Origin of the sequence: Methanobrevibacter thaueri, from assembly GCF_015062915.1 — an archaeon.
GTDB lineage: Archaea > Methanobacteriota > Methanobacteria > Methanobacteriales > Methanobacteriaceae > Methanocatella > Methanocatella thaueri_B.
The window spans coordinates 13,088-33,239 of sequence record NZ_SUTJ01000016.1; the positions used below are offsets into that span (position 1 = coordinate 13,088).

The window sequence follows — 20,152 nt, forward strand, 5'->3', positions numbered from 1 at the left end:
ATAATCACATTTTCTGTATTGCAGTAATTTCCAATCCCATTTCAAGGGCTTCAATGATGAAATCAGATAATTCTATTCCTCTCTTGATTTTGATTTCTCCCTTTTTGGAGGTGGTTGCTGTCAACAAGTATTCGCCGCCGATTTTTATGTCGAAGTTTTTCCTTCCATTGTCCCTTCCAAGCTGCAGGATCAGTTGCTTTTTGGTATGGAGAATGTCAACTTCAAACGGAGCGTTTCTTATAGGTTTAGATTCTATGACCTCCACGCCTAAGCTTATTCCAATCTGCTCCTCGATTTCAGCTATTCTTTTACCGTTCTTTCCGATGATTTTCGGAACAAACTCTTCGGGTATGTAAATGTTGGCCCTTTCAGGGGAAATCACTTCAACATCCACTTTCGCCTTTTTAGGAACAAGCTTCTTGACCTTTCTTAAAATCTCCCTTTCGGCAATCCTGTCAACTGAGGACTTGTAGTTCGCCTCTTCGCCGGAGCCGTTTACAAGGTCAATGTCCATCACAATGGTCTGCTCACCGTAAGTGTAAATCTCATTTTTAAGCTCGCCGGTTTCAAAGTCCCTTACCTCAATAACCGGTCTTGCGAGATCCGCCTCTTTCATACCTGTAGGTACCTTAACGGTCATTTTTGTCTCATAAACGCTTCTCACTTCACCGTCCTCAATGTAAATGCTTGTATCCACAATTGAAGGTATCACTCCAAGCTCCACCCTGGAAGCTATCCTTTGAATTGCATCTATCGGGCGGGTTGCATGAACGACACCAATCATTCCAACACCAGCAAGCCTCATGTCGGCGAATATGTTGAAGTCAGTGTTCTTACGCAATTCATCATATATGGTATAATCAGGCCTTACAAGCAACAGCACGTCAGCAGTGTTTTCCATGCTTCCTTCAAGGGGAGCGTACTGTGTTATCTCATCAGGCAACTGCAAATCACGCGGTGATTCCATGGTCTTCACAATCTTGTTTAGCTTGGTTGAATAATACTTTGCAATGGCCTGTACGAATGTTGACTTACCTGCTCCAGGTGAACCTGAAATCAAAATTCCCTCAGCGTTTGTTCTTATTCGCTCAAGCAGTTTTTCGGATAAGTGGTACTCATTGAGGTCAATATTGGCCACTGGCCTTACGATTGTGATTTCCAAACCCTCTGAAAATGGAGGATAAGCTATTGAAATACGGTATTCCCTTGACTGAACCACGTATGAGCCTTCCTTATCTGACTCCAAATAGGTTTTCGGATCACTTTTGGCCTTGTCAAGTATCTCATCTGCAATGACTTTGAGCTCATTGTAGCTTTGAGGCTTTTCATTTAATACATCAAACTGAATATGTCCTGGTGTTCCCTTTTTAGCCATTGGAACAACATTTTCCTTCAAGTGAATGGACATGGTACTGTCATCAAAGTACTTCTCGATTGACAACGGTTTCAATTCATATTCCTGCTTATAATAGTAAACTGGTATTCCCTGTGCCTTAGCGGTTTCAGCCTGAACCTTGTCGTTGGTTAGAAGTGTTCCCATTTCACTTCTTGCAACATCACGGATGATGCTGTCTATCTCACCGCTTTTTGCATACTTGATATCATAATTGGTTGGGCGTTTTCCAGCAAAACTGACTGCCAATTCCCCTTCATCCTGCATTTCCTGCAGTTTTTGAAGCTCCTTCAATCCTTTATGGCCTTCTGACCTGTTGGCATTTGCCTGGTGTTCAAGTTCACACACCACAGCTTCAGGAACAATGATTTCAGGATAATCAATATCGCTTTGCTCCACAATCTTGCTTACCGCACCTATGATTACAGCACTGGTGTCCGGTATTATACATTTCATCTTAATACACATCTTCTGGATTAACTAATCTTTCTAAAACGACTTCCAAATCTTCTTCTTTCAAGTCATCAATATCTATTTCATTTTCAGTGTTAAGTTTTCTAAAGAAGCATGAACGGTATCCCTCATGGCATGCAGCGCCGGTCTGGTTGATTTTCAATATGATTGCATCCATGTCACAGTCAACGTAAATGTCCTTGACTTCCTGGAAATGGCCTGAGGATTCTCCTTTAAGCCATAATTGGTTTCTTGATGTGCTCCAGTAATGGGCTTTTCCTGTTTCTATTGTCTTTATCAATGATTCCCTGTTCATGTTTGCCAGCATCAGTATCTCATTTGTTTCAGCGTCCTGTGCAATGGCGGTTATTACTGGTATTCCGTTGATTTCGTGTCTGAAATTGATATTCATGTTTTATTCCTCTTTTACAAATTCAACAATTTTTTCAATGTCAACCAATTCCTGTTCTCCACTGACCATGTCCTTGACGGTCACCTTGCCCTCTTCAAGGTCTTTAGCGCCGATGATTATTATTTTAGGAACCTTAATCTTGTCTGCGTAATTCATGAGCTTCTTGAATTTCTTACCGTTGAGGTCAACATCGGTCTTGATTCCGTTTTGCCTTAAGGTCTGTGTAATCTCAAATGCCTTGGTTCTAACATCCTTTGAGATTGGAGCCACATAAACATCCAGGTGTGAAGGCAACTCCTCAGTTTCTGTCAGCTCTTCAATTGCATTCATCAGCCTGTCAAATCCAAGTGCAAAACCGGTTGATTCAACTTCCTGGCCTCCGAACACTTTAACAAGTGAGTATGATCCTCCACCACAGATTTGCTTTTGTGCGCCGAGTTCAGGAACATAAATCTCAAACACGATTCCGGTATAGTAGTCAAGTCCCCTTGCAACTCCAAGGTTTAGGGTGTAATTTTCAACCTGGAAGGATTCCAATAATGAGATTAACTCTTTAAGCTCTTCCAAAGCCTCTTTAGGCTCATCATAAGGAGCAATCAGCTCTTCAATTTCACTGATAATGGTCTTGTCGCCTATAAGGTCAATGAGTTTCAGCAATATTTGATTTAGCTCATCATTGTCAATTACAGGTTCGTCTCCGCTTAATGATTCGATTAAAAGGTCCTTGTCGCCCTTGTCGATTACCACCATGATTTCCCTTTGGGTTTCGGTGGAGATGTTGAAGTGTCTGAAAAGTCCCCTGATGATTCCCAGGTGGTTTATGTTTACATCAGCGGTTGTGATTCCAAGTGACTGGATGGCATCGGAGCATAATGCAATAACTTCAGCTTCCCCTTGAGGGGTTTTAGCACCGATTAGTTCACATCCGAATTGCCAGAACTGTCTGAACCTTCCTTTCTGTGGTCTTTCATACCTGAAACAGCTGCCGTAGTAGTAAAGCTTGATAGGTTTGGTTGCTGTCTTTTCAAGCTCGTTCAGGTATAATCTTGCAACTGGAGCGGTAATTTCAGGTCTTAAAGTCAAATCTCTGTCGGACTTGTCCTTGAAATTGTATAGCTGGTCGACAATTTCCTCTCCTGATTTGGTTGTAAATAATTTTAATTCTTCAAATAAGGGTGTTTTGATTTCTTGATAACCGTAACTTTCGAATACTTTTCTTAAGGTACTTTCTGCTTGTTTTCTTTGTCTCATTTCTTCAAATAAGAAATCTCTAGTACCTCTTGGTCTTGTAAATTCCATTTTTATTCTCCTTATGATATAATATATTATAATTAAAGTTTGTGTATACAAATTTATATAATGTTTGGTAATCAATTAATTATTATATGAATATTAAAGGCAGTACAAATATTGTGGGATTGATAGGTCATCCGGTTGAACATAGCTTCTCACCCCCTATGCACAATGCGGCTTTTGAAGAGTTGGGGATGGATTGGGCTTATGTCGCTTTTGATGTCGATCCCAATAACTTGAAATTAGCAATTGACGGTGCAAAATCATTGAATATCAAGGGATTCAACGTAACAATCCCCCATAAGATTAATGTGATGGATTATCTTGATGAGATTGATGAGGTCGCAGGCCTTATAGGTGCGGTCAATACAATAGACTTTAGCAGCATGAAAGGATATAACACTGACGGCATAGGTGCTGTTAAGGCAATAGAGGAAGTCACATCAATCAAAAATAGCAATGTTGTTGTTGCAGGTGCAGGTGGCGCTTCAAGAGCAATATCATTCTATATTGTAAAATACGGTGCGGATTCACTGACAATATTGAACAGAAACATTCAAAAGGCTCAGGACCTCGCCGGTGATGTTGAAGGTTCCGACTTGATTGATGAGGTCGGTGCGGATTCAATTTCAAATATAAACTCTTACCTTGATGATGCAGATATACTCATCGACACAACACCATTGGGAATGCATCCCCACATTGACGACGAGCCTGTTGCAATTGCAAACAATATGCATGAGGACTTGACAGTCTTTGATGCAGTCTATAATCCAAACGAAACAGTACTGCTAAAAGAAGCCATCAAGGCTGGTGCAAAACCTGTATATGGAATTAAAATGTTATTGTACCAGGGCGCTGAAAGCTTTGAAATCTGGACAGGCAAGAAAGCACCGGTTGATGTTATGGAAGAAGCCCTAAGAAAAACTCTTAATTTAGAATGATAATATGGATTTAATGTTTGATATTTCAGGATTCACCTCACAGGAAGAGGAATTTACAACATCAAAAAGGGACGTGTTGAAATTCCTGAAGATTATAGGAGTGGACAGCAGGTTCATATCATACACTCCCGAAAAGATTTACATTAACAACTTGAGATTCTCCAAGTTTTCAAGAAAGCGTGAAGCCACCTTCAACAAGCAATATCCTGAAATAGAGGTTGTAAGAAACAAGCTGTTCCAAAAGATATGCTCAAAGTCATCAAGGCATTTGGCACTGGAAATCGAGCCAAACTCCAAAATACTGATGCCTGAGGATAACTTCATGATTGAAATATTAATGGAGCCATACACCAGGAAATATGGTGTTGAACTGGTTTATTCAGGAGAATATGACTTGAAGGTCAATCCCATAATCCTTGATGATGAGGTAAACGGAATTTTTGAGGGAATATTCAAGGGTGACGGTCTGAATTTCCACCATAGTGATGATGAGATTTACCCGCTGGCAAACGTTTCACTGGATTGGATCAACTCATTTTTGGAAATGGACGGTCATGAATTGGTTGAAAATAAAAATAAAAATGAGTTAGCTACCTCATTTAGCGAATTTTTGGATGATGTAGCTCCTCAATATAAGGAAAATGTTGTTAAGGCTTCTGAATTTATTGAAAAAAAGTTAGAAGCTGAAAAGTGAAACCTGCTTATCGGTTTTCTTTTTCTCTTTCTTTTCAGTTTTTTCTTCTTTAGGAGTTTCTTTTTTCTCTTTTGGAGTTTCCTCTTTAACGGTTTCTTTTTTAGGTTTGCTTACTCCAGGAATTTCAAATGGAAGTTCCTCTTCGACGGAAGGTTCTTCTAACACTTCTTCTGGAATAACGTTTATCATTTGGTTTTTAAGCTCTTCAGCACGCCTGTCACGTTCTTCAACTCTCATTTGAGCTTTTTGTTTTTCCATTTTTGTTATAACTTTTTTAGGTATTTTTCTCTTTCTGAATACCTTGATTAGTTTTTCAGTATCTTTTTCATCTTTTTCATCAAAGAAACCTAAAAAGTCGGAAATTTCCCATGCAAGCTCGTCATTTTGAAACATTATTTCAAGGTATGGAAACATTGAAACGGCCACTCCACTTGAAACATGCATTTTTTCAAACATTCTTTCAGTAATGTTGTCTCGCAGGTTACGTTTTCCACGGCTGCTTCCCATAAGTCTGAATGTTGAAGGGGTTTGGATTTTTGTGAATTTCTTGTAGGTTTCATGCTTGGAACTGCTTACACCTATGCCCATGAAATCAGTTGCATATTTCCAGTATCCGTAGTTCCTGCTCCTGTTTGTTCTTCCAAAGAATATGTCTGCCTTTGAGATGTAGTCATAAGCCTTTTTGATTTCATCCTTTTTCTTGTATTCCCTTGGAATGTTTTCGGCGATGTATTCCATGACAAGTGTAGGATCCTCTTCAATCCACATGGCCTCCTTGACATGTGCGGGAGTTTTGCTTTTCAAAACTGCAGTGATTGCATTGAATATGTCTGAACGGGTGTCTTTTGTAACCATGTTTTCAACATCACTCACATCCAGGACCTTGTCCTTGTCCGCAAGTGCCTGCAGGGTGTTGATGGCTGACCTGACATCCCCTTGGGATTTAACGGCAATCTCCTTTAATGCCGCAGGTTCCACTTCAACTCCCTCTGCCTGTGATATTTTTCTTAGAAGTGCTGAAATGGAGTTCCATCTTGATTTTTTCATCTTGATTACAGTACATTTTGGCTTTATGGATTGCAGTCTTTTTGAATAGAAATCATTGGCTATGAGAATCATTGGATGGCGTGAATTCTTGATGATGTCACCGATTGCCTTCACTCCTCCACGGTCGTTGGTTCCATGGATACCGTCAACCTCGTCCATGATGATTAGTTTATAGTCATCTCCGAATAGTGATCTGCTTGATGAGGACTCTCCTATTGTGCTTTTGATAACGTCCTGTGAACGCTTGTCACTGGCATTCAATTCAATGTGCTCTGAAAATTCCTTTGCAATAATCAGCGCCAATGTTGTCTTTCCAATGCCTGGAGGTCCAACTAGAAGCAGCGGAATTTGTGGATTGCCTTTCTTCCACTCGCCAACCCAATCCTGGATTATCTTAATCTCTTTTTTGTTACCGACCACTTGTGACAGTTCCTGCGGTCGATATTTGTCAGTCCATAACATTTCTCTACCTTATAAGAAGTGGGTCAGGAGAGCTTCAAGCTGTATTCTTGGGTTTGCTCCTTCTCTTATTCTGAAATCACATTCGGCTATTGCTTCAATTAAATCCATGTAAATGCCGGCTTCCATTTTGCCGTCAAGAGCTCTTTTTGAGACATCCTTATATATTTGGGCAACCATGTCCTCTCCGCTGGTTCCCTGAAGCACCATTGTTTCTCTTAGGATGGTTCTTGCACCCATAAAGTCACCCATCAGTGCCTTGTTAATCATGTTTCCGATGTCTTGTGGTTTTGCCTTTGAAACGACCTCGTAAACGGAATCCTCGGTAATTGCCTCTCCTTCTGAAGCGGCTGCCTGAAGGACGTTGACTGCCTTACGCATGTCTCCTTCGGCAAAATAGACTATGCTGTCCAATCCTTCATCAGTGGATTCAAATCCTTCATTGCTGCAGATGAATTGCAGACGTTCCTTGATTTCCTCTCCTTTCAGTGGAGCGAATCTGAATATTGCACATCTTGATTGGATAGGGTCAATGATTTTTGATGAATAGTTACATGAAAGTATAAATGAAGCGGTTTTGGTATACATTTCCATTTCACGACGAAGCGCGTGCTGTGCATCCTTTGTCATGTTGTCCACTTCGTCCAGGAATATTATCCTGAATGGAGCTCCTACCGGTTTGAGTCTGCAGAAGCTTTTGATACGATCCCTTACAGTATCGATTCCTCTTGCGTCGGATGCATTCAATTCCAAAAAGTTTTGTCTCCAGTATTCTCCTAGAATGGATTTTACCAGTGCTAAGGCTGTGGTTGTTTTACCGACACCTGCAGGACCAGTGAACATTAAGTTAGGCATGCTGTTTTCGCCTACGTACTTTTCCAGTCTTGATACAATCTGCTTTTGGCCTACAATGTCTTCTAATTTTTGTGGTCTATATTTTTCTACCCATGGTCCGCTCATTTAATCACCATTTATTTATAGTATGATTTATGTTTTAGGTTGTTAAACTATTTTTTGATTGCCTATTAATATATAATTTAAGAGAGCATTTGGGGTGTAATAATATGCTTCACCATTAAGTTGAACGTCATTTGGATGTTAATTTCATCTTATTTCTTTAAACTTCACTGAATTGTGGCAATTATTCATATTTGGTTGTTTTTAACACTTCAATAATCTTTTTTAGAATTGATATGGAAAAGGATTTCATCAAAAAAATTTAAAAGTAGTAGGCATATAATTTAATTAAGTAAGTTAGTAGGTGTTGAAAATGAGAGGTACATGGAAACTTAAACTAAGAATGATTCTAACCTCCGTTATAATGTTTACAATTATCTATTTCCTGATAATGATTGTAGGCCATTATCTTGGAGTCAGCAGTTGGAGACTGTACTTGGGAGCAAGCCTGGTAATTACATTTTTACAATACTGGTTTGGACCTTCATTGGTTAAGCGTTCAATGAACGTAAGGCCATTGTCAGAGGCTGAAGCCCCTCACATCCACAAGATGGTTCAGGAACTGGCTGATGAGGCAGGAATCAAGAAGCCTGAAATAGGATTGTCCGAAATCAACATTCCAAATGCATTCGCATACGGAAGATCAAGCAGAAGCGGACACATTGCAATCACCCGTCCGATATTGGGTTTGCTTGACTATGATGAGCTGAGGGCCGTATTGGGCCATGAAATGGGTCACATCAAACACAATGACATGATCGTCACATCTGCCGTCAGTGTCATTCCAATGATTTGCTACTACATTGCACTGTCATTCATGTTTTCAGGAGACAACGACAACGGGGGAGCAATCATCATCGGAATTTTAGGATACCTGTTTTACCTTGTCGGCCAATTGCTGGTACTGTTCATTTCAAGAACAAGGGAGTATTATGCAGATGAGGCAAGTGTCGAGTTTGGAAACCGTCCGGCAGCATTGGTGTCAGCATTATACAAGCTGTCCTACGGGGCTGCAAAATGCAGTGACCAGACAATTGCTGATTTGAACACTAATCGTGCATTCTTTGTAAATGACATCAACAATGCAAAGCATGACGTTACAGATTTCAGTCAAATCGATTTCGATGGGGACGGAAAAATATCCGATGAGGAATTGAGAAGACTTGCAAACTCTGACGTTAAGATTTCCAGAAAAAGCGGAGCCATGGAACTTCTATCTACTCACCCTGATTCACTTAAAAGAGTAAAAAGACTGGCGGAGCTTGAACCATGAAGATGATTTTAGACGAGCGCGGAAAGAAATATGTTTTAAAGCCTGGTGAGGATTTCCAAAGCGACCTGGGAATAGTCAAGGCTGACGTTCTTGATAATGCGGAGGTCGGTGATGAGGTAAAAAGCCATCTAGACCACACCTTCAAAATCATGAAGCCGAACATCAATGATTTCATTGACATAATGGACAGGAGATGCTCCATCCTGATTCAAAAGGACATCGGACAGGTATTGGCGCACACCGGACTTGGTTACGGTGCGCGTGTTGTTGATGCCGGAACCGGTGCGGGGGCAATCGCCCTGAACTTCGGAAATGTTGTAGGTCCTGAAGGGGAAGTGTTCACCTATGAGATAAGGGAGGACTTTGCTGAGGTTGCAGGCAAAAACATCGAGAAGTTCGGAATAACCAATATTCACGTTAAAAACCAGGACATCAAGGAAGGAATTGATGAGGACAATATTGATTTGGTATTTCTTGACTTGCCAAAGCCTTTTGAAATATTTGAGGATGTAATGGAATCCTTGAATGTTGGTGGATGGCTGTGCGTCTATGCTCCATACATTGATCAGGCTGAAACCTCCTATCGCGTTGCCAAAAAACTTGGCTTTTACAATCTTGAGATATTCGAGACATTGGAGCGTGGCCTTGAGGTCAGGCCTCAGGGTGTCAGGCCAAAAACACGAATGGTTGGCCACAGCGGATACCTACTATTTGCAAGAAAATTATAGCTTATCATTTAATTGATTTCAGCTATAATCATTTTACTATTTTTTTAAAAAAATTTCATTATTATATTATCTATTTTTAATTTGGTTAATCTTCAAAACAAGTATTGTAAATCTTCACAGATTGATGTAGATTTGATAAAAATAAAAGAAAAAAGAGTTGGAATAGTGTAAGTCTATTCCATGAAAATAGCCGGTTTGTAAGGCATAGCGTTTCTAGCCTTGTTCTGTGGATCGTAGGAGTCATCAGTATGGATGATAACTTCATTGCCACATTCCTCTTTGATGTAGTCAAGAGCATCAGTTAAAATCTCTTCCTCGTTGATTTTTCCGATGTATCTGGTCTTGGTTATTTCCTTACCGATTTTCTTTGCCACCATAGCTATTTCCTTTTTGTCATCATAAATTTTGGCGCCGATTGCTCTGCCCATAATCTGGCCGATATCAGGTTTTCCAACCTCATCAGCTATTTTGTATAAGTCCCATTTCCAGTCAGGTGCAAGGTAAATGTGAACCTTCTCGATGTCATCCTTAACCATCTGCTTGATGTGAGCGATGTCCTTGATGATGTTTTCAACAAGTTCCTCTGACTTTTCAATTTCAGGACTCATTAGGCTTTCGTCAGCTTCAGGCCATGCGGCTTCGCTTGCAAAGCCTTCTCCTCCGTATTTGCTCCATAACTCTTCTGAAGTGTGAGGAGTGAACGGTGCTAAAAGCCTAATCCATGCCTCAAGAACGGTTGACAATACATAGACGATTGCAGGGTCCTGTGAGTCAAGAAGGTGTTTGACCCTGTAAAGGTAGTGGTCAACATCCTTTTTAAGCAGGAACAATGCATCTTGCAGTGCTTGTCTGGTCTGGAACACTTCCAATGCCTCGGTTGACTTTTTGATGTGCTCGTTGAGCTGGCTTATCATCCAAAGGTCGATTGTTCTTGTAAGCTCAACCTCTTCAATGTTGCTCAAGTCAAGTTTTGATCCTTTGACCTCTTCAACCTTAGCTGCAAATTCCCTAAACCATTCAAGTCTTCTTTTGGTTCCAAGAACCTCTTTTTCCCTCCAGTCAAAGTCTTGCCATGGTTCAGCGGAAGCCATCAGGAAGAGCCTTACGACATCAGCTGTGTAATCCCTGATTGCATCTTTTAGAAGAATAACGTTTCCCTTGGAGGAGGACATCTTGTTTCCTTCCAAAAGACCCATACCGAACACAACGGTTCCTCTTGGCCATTTTTCTTCAGGGTATATTGCACTGTGTGCAAACATTAAAAAGCTTAAGTGGTTACCTACAAGGTCCTTTGCGGATAGTCTCCAGTCAAGAGGATACCAGTAGTTGAACTCATTTTGGATTTCAGCCACCTTATCTTCAGGCACAGTGATTTCACCGGAATCCTTGTTCAGCAATACCTTGTCAAAGAATGCAGGGGTCAAGTCATCAGGATTCATGTCCCTTAGGTATTTGGCTATTGTGTAGTATGACATGTAGATTGTTGAGTCTGTTAAAGGCTCAATCAGCCATTGGTTGTCCCAAGGCATACGGGTTCCAAGACCCACCTTACGTGAGCATGCCCAGTCATCAAGCCAGTTAATGTAATAATCAAAATTACTTTTAAGCTCTTTTGGAATGATTGTTTCGCCTTCAAGAACTTTCAAGGTCTTTTCAGTCCATTCCTCATTACCGTATTTCATGAACCATTGGTCGTCCATGATTTTAACGACACAGTTGTTACCGCATCTGCACACAACAGGCCTTTCAGCGAAATCGTACATGATAGTGGCCATATTATCAGCAATGAGTTTTTCCTTAAGCTCTTCACGGGCAAATCTGACTTTCATTCCACCGAAACCAGGAATGGAATCGATGATCTTACCTTTACTGTGCTGTTGCTTGTACAGTTCATTTGTGGCCTCATGGAGCTTCTCATCGTTTTGGTCAGTGATTCCTAGCCTTTCAATGATGTCTGCTGCCGGAATTTCGCCATACCCTTTAAGTGTACAGACTGGTATTGGCTCAACATTTTCAACAATTCCTTCCAATCCGTATTTTGCTATTAGTTCAGCATTGTTTTTCAAGTCCTGCAGTGCAATGTAGTCTGCAGGTGCATCAGCAGGTTCGGAGAATACTACTCCACTTCCGTATGATGCGCTTACAAAGCTTGCTGGGAAAATTGGCAATTCATCTCCTGTGAATGGGTTGGTTGCCATTTTACCGATTAAGTCATTAGGATCAATTTCTTCAATGATGTCCAGGTTTTTAATTTGGTTTTTCAAATTATAGTGAGCTTCTTTTGTAATGACCCAGTTTTCACCTTCAGCATCGACAAGAACGTATTCAACGTCAGGATTCATCCATATGTTGGTTGCACCGACGATTGTTTCAGGCCTTAATGTTGCAGTCACCAGGATCTTGTCTCCGATTGGGAATTTCAGGAGGGTCAATTCGTTAACGCCTACTCCTTCCCCTTCAAGAAGGTCATGGTCTCCTACAGGGTTGTCACAGTTAGGACAGTATTTTACAGGGTGCTCTCCCTTTTGCACCAGTCCCTTTTCATACAATGTGGTTATTTGCCATTCTATGAATTTTTTGTAGGTAGGGTCGATTGTTCTGAATTCCCTTCTCCAGTCGATTGAATAACCCATCTCTTCCATTACTTCATGGTATTCTGTTGAGAAGTATTTCACGATGTATTCAGGGTCTTCAAGTTTTGGTAAGGTTTCCTTTGGAACTCCATGAACCCTTTCATACAGGTCGAGTGTCCATGGGTCTTTTCTTTGAATCCTATCGGCTATTCCAATAACAGGTGCACCGGTCACGTGCCATGCCATTGGGAACAGTACGTTGTAGCCTTCCATTCTTTTGAATCTTGCATACACGTCAGGTACGGTGTATGTACGTCCGTGTCCAATGTGCATTGCTCCACTTGGGTATGGGAAAGCCACTGTTAGGAACAGTTTTTCTCTTTCGTCTGGGTTTGATTCAAATAACTTTGCATCAGCCCATTTCTTCTGCCATTTCTTTTCAATATTTTCGCTCACTAAATCACCATTAAATTATTGTTTTTTTAGGGCTTTCAGGAACTTTACTCTTGTGCTCGCTCCTTATAACTTTAGTAATAATCATATCAACATCTTCAATTGGAATTTCCAGCTTTTCTGCAATCTCATCGTTTTCCATGTTCTTTTCACTGTACAGGTAAAGAATCCGGTCAAGCAAATCATAGCTCATTCCAATTTCGTCCTCATCGGTTTGGTTTGTCCACAGGCCCGCTCTTGGAGGCTTGTCAAGTATCTCGTGAGGAATGTTCAAATATTCACTGAGTCTATAGACATCAGTCTTGTACAGGTCTCCTATCGGTTCCATGTCGCATGCGCCGTCACCGTGCTTGGTGAAGTAACCGATAAGAATCTCGCTTCTGTTACCTGTTCCGCAGACAAGGTAATTTTTAGCGTTAGCATGATAATAAATGATTGACATTCTGATTCTGGCCTTAAGGTTACCAATTGCCAGATTATTCTCTTCAAGCTGTGTCATGGATAGGAATTCATTTAAAATGCCGTCAATGGCCACTTGTGTATGTTCAATTCCTAATCTTTCAGCTATTTCGATTCCATGAACATTGTCTTCAGTCGGTGTTGTGCTTGAAGGCATTGTAATCCCAAAGACCTTGTCCTTGCCTATTGCCTCGCATGCAAGATATGCAGCAAGTGTGGAGTCGATTCCACCGCTCAAACCAATCACAATTCCGTCGGTGTGTGATTCGGACACTTTATTTTGAATAAATTTTAGGATATCGTTTTTTGTCTTCTCTAAATTTATTTCAGGAATTTGGGTAATTCTATCACCAACTGCTAAATCATTTATACAGTAAATAATATGTACTTTTTAATTAATATATTATAGTATGTCAGATGTGGAACTTCTTTGCGAAAAGTCATTCAGTGATGTGGACAATGAAATCCTTGAAAGGTTCATAGAGTTTCAGCAGGCCCTAATCGATAAGGATGCCGATAAGCTGGACGAGATTTTGACCGATAAATATGAACTAGTGCATATGTCCGGCAAAAGGCAGACAAAAGAGGAATTCATCGCCGAAATAATGGACGGAGCACTGAATTATTACAAATCCGAAATAATTGATCCTACAATCCTGTGGGACGATAATCAGCGTGCCACACTTGTTGGGGATGTGAGATTGACTGCAAAGGTATACGGCATCAATGGCACATGGACCCTGGACACCACCGTTGATTTTGAAAAAATTGATGGAAAATGGTATTTCACAAAATGGGATAATTGATTAATCTTTTTTTTAAAAATAAAAATAGGGAAGTTGAAAATATCAACTTCTAAAACAATCCACTGTCTTCAAGGCGTTCTTCAAAGTAATGTGTTGCCTTGTCAGCCTTTTCCTTAATGATCATCATCACAATAACAGTTGCCACTCCGATACCTAAAAGGATAATCAGTGCCGGGAGGTAATTGGACCAAATCAGACCCAATTGCGCCTCACGAATCAATGTTATTGCATAAGTCATAGGCAGGAATGGATTCATCACGTTGAAAAACTGCGCCATAATCTCTACAGGATATATACCACCTGTACCAGATATCTGAATCACCAGAAGAACGATTGCAACTGCCTTTCCAACATCTCCCAGTGCGGAAACGAAGGAGTAGACTACAAGCATGAATATTCCCGATACAAACAGGCAGGACAATATGAACATCAGCTCATTGTCAATATAGATGCCCAGGATATGCGCTCCGATTATTGTAACGGCTCCCTGCAGGAGACTCATTATTATGAATAGCACCGCTTTTCCTGTGTACATTTCAAGTGGGGAATATTTTGTTCCCTGGCTGGTTCCTGATCTTAACATTGCACATGTAATCAATGCACCGACCCACATGGACAATACGAGATAGAATGGGGAGACCTGTGATCCGTAGTCCGGTACTGAGAACAGCTCATGCCTGTCTAGTTTCACAGGAGCGTAGAAGTAATCTCCAAGAATTGTTTCATTGATTCCTGTAATTCCTGCAAGGGAATCTGCTGATGAGGCAAGGGATGAGGCTGCTGTGAACAATGCCTGTGTTGCGGCGTTTGAAAGCATTTGGGAACCTGCCGCAAGAGCAAGGGAACCTTCAGCTAATTCCACTGAACCGTCTGCCAGTTGACTGGAACCGCCTGCAACATCACTTGCACCGTTTGCAAGTTTTGATGAGCCTTCAGCCAATTCCACTGAACCGTCTGCCAATTGACTTGCTCCATCGGCCACTTGACTTGCACCGTCTGCAAGCTTTACGTTGCCTTCTGCATATTCTTTAACAGGGCCTTCCGGAATTAGGGATGGGTCGACTGCTGATTCAAGCTCTTCTGAACCTTGCTGAACTTGGCTTGCGCCGTCCTTGACCTGACTGGAACCTTGTTTTACAGCATCCTTTCCAGAGTTAACGTCACTTGCACCCTGCTGAACTTGGCTTGCGCCGTCCTTGACCTGGCTTGAACCATCCTTAACCTGGCCAACACCGGAGGACACCTGGTCGGCTCCTGAGGATACCTGTGATGCTCCTTGCTGAAGCTGACTTCCACCGCTTGCCAGTTGACTTGCTCCTGAAGCCAATCCTTCCTGCAATTCGCCGAGCTTGCCGTAAGCCGCAAGGTTAATGATTTCAATGATTTTTGCATTCAATGAGTTATAAACCGCATTTGAACCGGAATCTGTCAATTTGGCAGCTACAGGGTTCTGCTTCATGTTGACGATATATTCAAGCTTTGCCTGTTGCGGATCATCGCCTGTGATTGAGACGACGTTTTCACTTAGGTTTTTGGGTATCACTATCCCCGCATAGTAATCGCCCTTATAAACCCCGTCTCGAAGCTCATCCTCCGTTACAAAAGTCCATTTAAACTTATCATTCTTCTTTAAATCCTTCACCAACTCATTACCGATATTTATGTTCGTACCTTCAAATGATGTACCATTATCAAGATTTGCTATTGCAAAAGCAACATCACCGGTATTTCCATAGGGATCCCAACATGCCTGAATGTTCAACAGTGCATAAAGGGAAGGCAATATGATCAATCCTATCAGAACAATTGTCACGATAGGGTTGGAGGTTGCGGATTTCAAATCCTTTTTAATGATTTCAAAAACATTATGATAATTTCTGTCTCCCATTTGATACCTCATTAATTTATACTAATCATATATTAAATTCTTTCTTTATTAAACATTTGCATAATTATTCGGCATATATTTAAGTAAAGACAAATTAAAATAAATACTGACATTAAGGGGATTATTATGAATAATAAAAAATTTTTTACAGCATTGTGCCTGATTATATTCTTTGCAAGCATCCTGTGCGTTGCGGCAGAGGATGTAAATGAAACACAAATGCTGAGCGATAGTGATGATGTTATAGTGGAATCATCACAGGATGAAGTCCTTGGCGATGAGGACGATGGAACATTCACTTCTCTTCAAAAAAAGATTGATGATGCAGAGGAGGGTTCCACCATAACTCTGGACAGGGATTATGCCTACGATGAGGGATTCAGCACAAGGGGAATAAAAATAGACAAGAATTTAACAATCGACGGTAAAGGACACACATTGGACGGATTGTCAAAATCAAGAATTTTTATCGTTAAACTAGGTGCTATTCATCACAATAAGGTCATATTGACCAATATCAAGTTCACAAATGCCAACACTGACCTTTACGGTGGAGCAATCTTTAACTATGGTGACTTGACAGTCAATAACTGTGAATTCACAAACAATTATGCGAAATATTGTGGTGGAGCAATCAACTCCATTGGGCTTTTGGAGTGCAAGAATTCCAAATTCACCAAGAATGTCGCTGACGGTGACGGAGGAGCAATTTTCACATTCTCATTGAGAGGAAACTTCAAAACATTAAAGGAATTATTGATTAATGATGCTTTAGAGGGAAATATGGATTTCATCTCTACCCTCTCAAACAACTTCACACTCCAGTATGCAATGGAATATGTGACCAGCTGCGTTTTCACAGGTAACGTGGCTAATGGCCGTGGAGGAGGAGCAATATATGCCTTTGGAAACATTGACATAAAATCATCCACATTCACTTCAAACAAGGCTGGTGAAAAAGGAGGAGCGGTATTTGGAAATAAGGACTTGTACATTACCAATTCAAAGTTCACTTCAAACAAGGCCTCCAAGTACGGTGGAGCGGTCTATTTCAGATGCCATTCAAATACCGGCCATTACGATTCAAACAAAAAATGGATTTCTGAAGTCGAATATTTCACAAGTCTGATTCAAGGATCAATTTTCACTAAAAATTCAGCTAGCAAAGGTGGTGCGATATATGGATTCAAGTCATCCAGCACAGACAAGCATCAGTTCAAGGCCGTGAAATGTACATTTGAGGCAAACTCTGCAACAACCGGAAGGGACGTGTATGGCGGAACCACTTCAGGCTCTGTTTTCAAGTATTTGAAACTGACCCTCAAGAAAGTCAAGGTCAAAAAATCAGCTAAAAAGCTTGTCTTGACTGCAAAGCTTACAAAAGGAAAATCCTTGATTAAGGGGAAAACAATAACCTTCAAGTTTAACGGAAAAACCTATAAGGCAAAAACCAACAAAAAAGGTATTGCCAAAGTAACAATTAAGAAAAGTGTTTTGAAAAAACTTAAGGTTGGCAAAAAGGTAAAGTATCAGGCCAAATATGGTAAATTAACCGTTAAAAAAACAGCTAAGGTTAAAAAATAAGTATATTCAATCATAATCCTCTGGCTTCAAGCATGGTTTCGATAATAATTGTTTTGCTGAATTAATGTTTCCATGTTTGATTGCCTTTCTTTTTTTCATTGATTTTCATACCTTTCCATATTTGGGATTTTTGGAAAATGTGCGCTTACTCAAAAAAACTAATTGTTGAAAAATTTAGAGAAAATGCTAATGCAATGTAACATAAAATCCATTACATATTATATGTAACATAAAAACAGTTATATAATATAAAAATTATTATACCTTAAATAACAAAATTTCAACACTTTAAAAATCATCATTAATAAAATCAACGAAATATTTAATGATTCATCTGAAAATACTCTATTTTTCTTTAAATTTGATGTTTGCAATAATGCTGGAATAACTAACTTTATATGTAATAAAATATTAAAATCATATTTAATAACTAAAAGTAAGTTTATTTAAGGAGGTCATTTATTTGGCATTTAGAGATTATTTCAAATTCAACAAGGATAAAACAACATTCATTTTTGTAGGTGGAAAGGGAGGAGTTGGAAAAACATCAGTATCATCTGCAACAGCATTATGGCTGGCCGAACAAGGCAAAAAAACATTGATTGTATCAACAGACCCTGCACATTCACTTGCTGATTCCCTTGAAGTTCCAATCGGAAGCTATCCAAGAGAAATCAAGACCAACCTGTTTGCACTTGAAATCGACCCTGATGAGGCAATGGCTCAAAAGCAGGCACAATTGGAAGCTCAAAAAGCAGCAAATCCTGATAGTGATGGAGGATTATTGGGAATGGATTTCCTAACAGATCAACTTGACATGGCATCATCCTCACCTGGTGCGGATGAGGCAGCTGCATTTGAAGTGTTCATGACAGTAATGAACTCTGAAGAATATGATGTTGTAGTGTTTGATACCGCACCGACAGGACACACATTAAGGTTATTGTCCTTCCCTGAAGTCATGGACTCATGGGTTGGAAAAATGATGCTGGCAAAGGCAAAACTGGGCTCAGCAACAAATGCTCTTAAAAAAATCATGCCTTTCATGGAAGCTGTTGATGACCCTCAAACCTCTGAAGACTTGAAAAGAACAAAAGAGCAAATCGACAAGGCAAAAGAGGTATTGTCAGACCCTGATAGGACCACATTCAAGATGGTTGTTATTCCTGAGGAAATGTCAATCTATGAGTCAGAAAGGGCACTTGAGGCATTGAACAAGTATGACATTACCGTTGACAGCGTTATCGTCAACCAGGTGATGCCTGATATCTGCGACTGTGACTTCTGCCACTCAAGACATAAATTGCAACAAAAGAGATTGGCCTTAATTGACCAGAAGTTCCCAAACCAGCACATTGCCGAGGTGCCTCTATTCAAGGATGAGGTTAAGGGTCAGGAAAAACTCTTAAACCTTGCACACATACTCTATGATGGTGAGGACAACGATGAGGTTGTTCAGGAAGCCATTCAATTATAAAAAAATAAAACAAGTTAAAATATTCCTATTTTAACTTCAATCTTCTTCTTTTTTGAAAAACCATCCTACAAAAATTGTTATGAATATCAGTATTACGCAAATCTGATACAGATCGAATAATGCATGTTTGAATACTGCACCTAACACTATTGTCAAAACTAAGATTATCAACAATACTTTCGTAAGCATTTGTGCAGCATTGCTGATTTTCTCATTAACGAACTTCTGCTGATATTTCAATACTAATGTTGCAGCCAATAGGATTAAAATCAGTGCTATGAATGTAATATGTGTCCATAATGGAATATTGAACATCACTGAACCTATTATGTATGCTATGATTGCAATGATTATAAAAGTTATTTCTATCTTATTCATGTTATTTTTCTCCTAAAAGGGTTAAAGAGTTAATTGATAACTCTTTAACTGTTTTTCCAACTTTTATCCCAATATTTTGGAGGCATGCTGAATGGTGTCCAGTACTCGTCAGTGAAATATTGGTAAGTTTCCTGTTTGGTTAACTGTTTTGTCTGTCCATGGCTAATATACTTTACACTATTCCTGTCCAAAGTCAAGTCACTATTGATTTTGACTTCCAAATAGTCGTATCCTCCGTTCTTGTTCGGGATGTTGTACACTTTCTTTCCCTGCAGGTATCCTGACCTTGTGAATGTGTAGGTGTCCATTGTGCTATGCCAATCCTTTTCACTCACAATCCCTGTCCTGTAGGTTACTCCGGCGGTTTGTATTATTGCCATGGTGTTAAACAGTCCCAATCCAACAGAAGACGCACCGTTAAGCACTTTTCCAAGAACATTTTTCAATCCCTGGTATATTAACAGACTTAATGGATGATTTTTACTCATTATGCTGTTTATTCCACTAATTCCCAAGCTTAACGTATTTTTAACACCATTGACCATGGCACTGGCCAGGCTGCATACGCTGCAGCAATCCCCTTTAGTCGATATGCTTGATCCTTTATAGACTGATTTTCCATTTGAAATGATGACATTGCTCACGCCGCTTGTCATATTCAGGATAATGGCAGAATCGTTTTGTCCAAATACGTATACCAATTCTCCAAGCTGGGTAATGCTGTAATTTTCATTGGCAATTGAAGTGAGTACATTGTTCAGGGAGTTGTTTGTGTTGTCTGAATATGTATTTGATGCGACTTGAAGCACATAATCCTCAATGTTGGCTAAATTCATTGAATTCATCAATTTGAATAATGCAACATTATCCTTGGCTCCGCT

At 40.1% G+C, this 20,152-nt stretch carries 17 protein-coding genes; 7 read left to right on the plus strand and 10 right to left on the minus strand.

The window, feature by feature from the left end; translation table 11 throughout:
* Positions 1-4: 4 nt before the first annotated feature.
* The 3 genes from E7Z78_RS08525 to hisS are packed head-to-tail and all read right to left on the minus strand — an operon-like array spanning position 5 to position 3,557.
* On the minus strand, positions 5-1,849 hold the full coding sequence (locus E7Z78_RS08525; RefSeq protein WP_303724741.1) for a PINc/VapC family ATPase: 1,845 nt from the start codon (positions 1,847-1,849) through the stop codon (positions 5-7).
* Between the two features lies 1 nt (position 1,850).
* Positions 1,851-2,258, minus strand: coding sequence for a phosphoribosyl-AMP cyclohydrolase (gene hisI / locus E7Z78_RS08530; protein WP_303724742.1), 408 nt, complete (start codon positions 2,256-2,258; stop codon positions 1,851-1,853).
* Positions 2,259-2,261: 3 nt separating this feature from the next.
* On the minus strand, positions 2,262-3,557 hold the full coding sequence (gene hisS / locus E7Z78_RS08535) for a histidine--tRNA ligase (protein ID WP_303724744.1): 1,296 nt from the start codon (positions 3,555-3,557) through the stop codon (positions 2,262-2,264).
* An 86-nt stretch (positions 3,558-3,643) separates the two neighbouring features.
* Here hisS and E7Z78_RS08540 point away from each other — a divergent pair, with 86 nt between their 5' ends.
* Entirely contained in the window at positions 3,644-4,495 is an 852-nt protein-coding gene (locus tag E7Z78_RS08540) for a shikimate dehydrogenase (protein ID WP_303724745.1), read from the plus strand.
* Between the two features lie 13 nt (positions 4,496-4,508).
* Complete coding sequence (locus tag E7Z78_RS08545) at positions 4,509-5,189, plus strand: ATPase (RefSeq protein ID WP_303724746.1); 681 nt, start codon at positions 4,509-4,511, stop codon at positions 5,187-5,189.
* Here E7Z78_RS08545 and E7Z78_RS08550 read toward each other — a convergent pair.
* Together E7Z78_RS08550 and E7Z78_RS08555 are read right to left on the minus strand one after the other, a co-directional pair.
* Positions 5,172-6,698, minus strand: coding sequence for a replication factor C large subunit (locus E7Z78_RS08550; RefSeq protein WP_303724747.1), 1,527 nt, complete (start codon positions 6,696-6,698; stop codon positions 5,172-5,174). The genes E7Z78_RS08545 and E7Z78_RS08550 overlap by 18 nt on opposite strands.
* A gap of 9 nt (positions 6,699-6,707) precedes the next feature.
* Entirely contained in the window at positions 6,708-7,655 is a 948-nt protein-coding gene (locus E7Z78_RS08555) for a replication factor C small subunit (RefSeq protein ID WP_303724748.1), read from the minus strand.
* Positions 7,656-7,965: 310 nt separating this feature from the next.
* Between E7Z78_RS08555 and E7Z78_RS08560 the strand changes: the two genes are divergently transcribed.
* The gene (locus E7Z78_RS08560) at positions 7,966-8,925 is read left to right on the plus strand and encodes a zinc metalloprotease HtpX (RefSeq protein ID WP_303724749.1); all 960 of its coding nucleotides are present in this window, start codon (positions 7,966-7,968) and stop codon (positions 8,923-8,925) included.
* A complete protein-coding gene (locus E7Z78_RS08565; protein ID WP_303724751.1) occupies positions 8,922-9,653 on the plus strand; it encodes a tRNA (adenine-N1)-methyltransferase in 732 nt (243 codons plus the stop codon). Before E7Z78_RS08560 ends, E7Z78_RS08565 begins: the two co-directional genes overlap by 4 nt.
* Positions 9,654-9,826: 173 nt before the next feature.
* Here the strand turns inward: E7Z78_RS08565 and leuS are convergent, their stop codons facing one another.
* Both leuS and E7Z78_RS08575 read right to left on the minus strand, forming a co-directional pair.
* Positions 9,827-12,682, minus strand: a complete 2,856-nt coding sequence (gene leuS, locus E7Z78_RS08570) for a leucine--tRNA ligase (RefSeq protein ID WP_303724752.1) — start codon at positions 12,680-12,682, stop codon at positions 9,827-9,829.
* Between the two features lie 10 nt (positions 12,683-12,692).
* On the minus strand, positions 12,693-13,481 hold the full coding sequence (locus E7Z78_RS08575) for an NAD+ synthase (protein ID WP_303724759.1): 789 nt from the start codon (positions 13,479-13,481) through the stop codon (positions 12,693-12,695).
* Between the two features lie 67 nt (positions 13,482-13,548).
* Between E7Z78_RS08575 and E7Z78_RS08580 the strand changes: the two genes are divergently transcribed.
* Positions 13,549-13,944, plus strand: coding sequence for a nuclear transport factor 2 family protein (locus E7Z78_RS08580; protein WP_303724753.1), 396 nt, complete (start codon positions 13,549-13,551; stop codon positions 13,942-13,944).
* Positions 13,945-13,993: 49 nt separating this feature from the next.
* On the opposite strand, the gene E7Z78_RS08585 is transcribed toward E7Z78_RS08580, so the two are convergent.
* Positions 13,994-15,832 carry a YhgE/Pip domain-containing protein gene (locus E7Z78_RS08585; protein WP_303724754.1) on the minus strand — a complete coding sequence of 613 codons (1,839 nt, stop codon included), beginning with the start codon at positions 15,830-15,832 and terminating at the stop codon, positions 13,994-13,996.
* Between the two features lie 126 nt (positions 15,833-15,958).
* Between E7Z78_RS08585 and E7Z78_RS08590 the strand changes: the two genes are divergently transcribed.
* Together E7Z78_RS08590 and E7Z78_RS08595 are read left to right on the plus strand one after the other, a co-directional pair.
* Complete coding sequence (locus E7Z78_RS08590) at positions 15,959-17,416, plus strand: hypothetical protein (protein WP_303724755.1); 1,458 nt, start codon at positions 15,959-15,961, stop codon at positions 17,414-17,416.
* Positions 17,417-17,879: 463 nt separating this feature from the next.
* On the plus strand, positions 17,880-18,893 hold the full coding sequence (locus E7Z78_RS08595; protein ID WP_303724756.1) for an ArsA family ATPase: 1,014 nt from the start codon (positions 17,880-17,882) through the stop codon (positions 18,891-18,893).
* Positions 18,894-18,929: 36 nt separating this feature from the next.
* Here the strand turns inward: E7Z78_RS08595 and E7Z78_RS08600 are convergent, their stop codons facing one another.
* Positions 18,930-19,271 carry a hypothetical protein gene (locus E7Z78_RS08600; RefSeq protein WP_303724757.1) on the minus strand — a complete coding sequence of 114 codons (342 nt, stop codon included), beginning with the start codon at positions 19,269-19,271 and terminating at the stop codon, positions 18,930-18,932.
* Between the two features lie 44 nt (positions 19,272-19,315).
* The coding region (locus E7Z78_RS08605) for a hypothetical protein (RefSeq protein ID WP_303724758.1) at positions 19,316-20,152 on the minus strand (837 nt) is incomplete at its 5' end.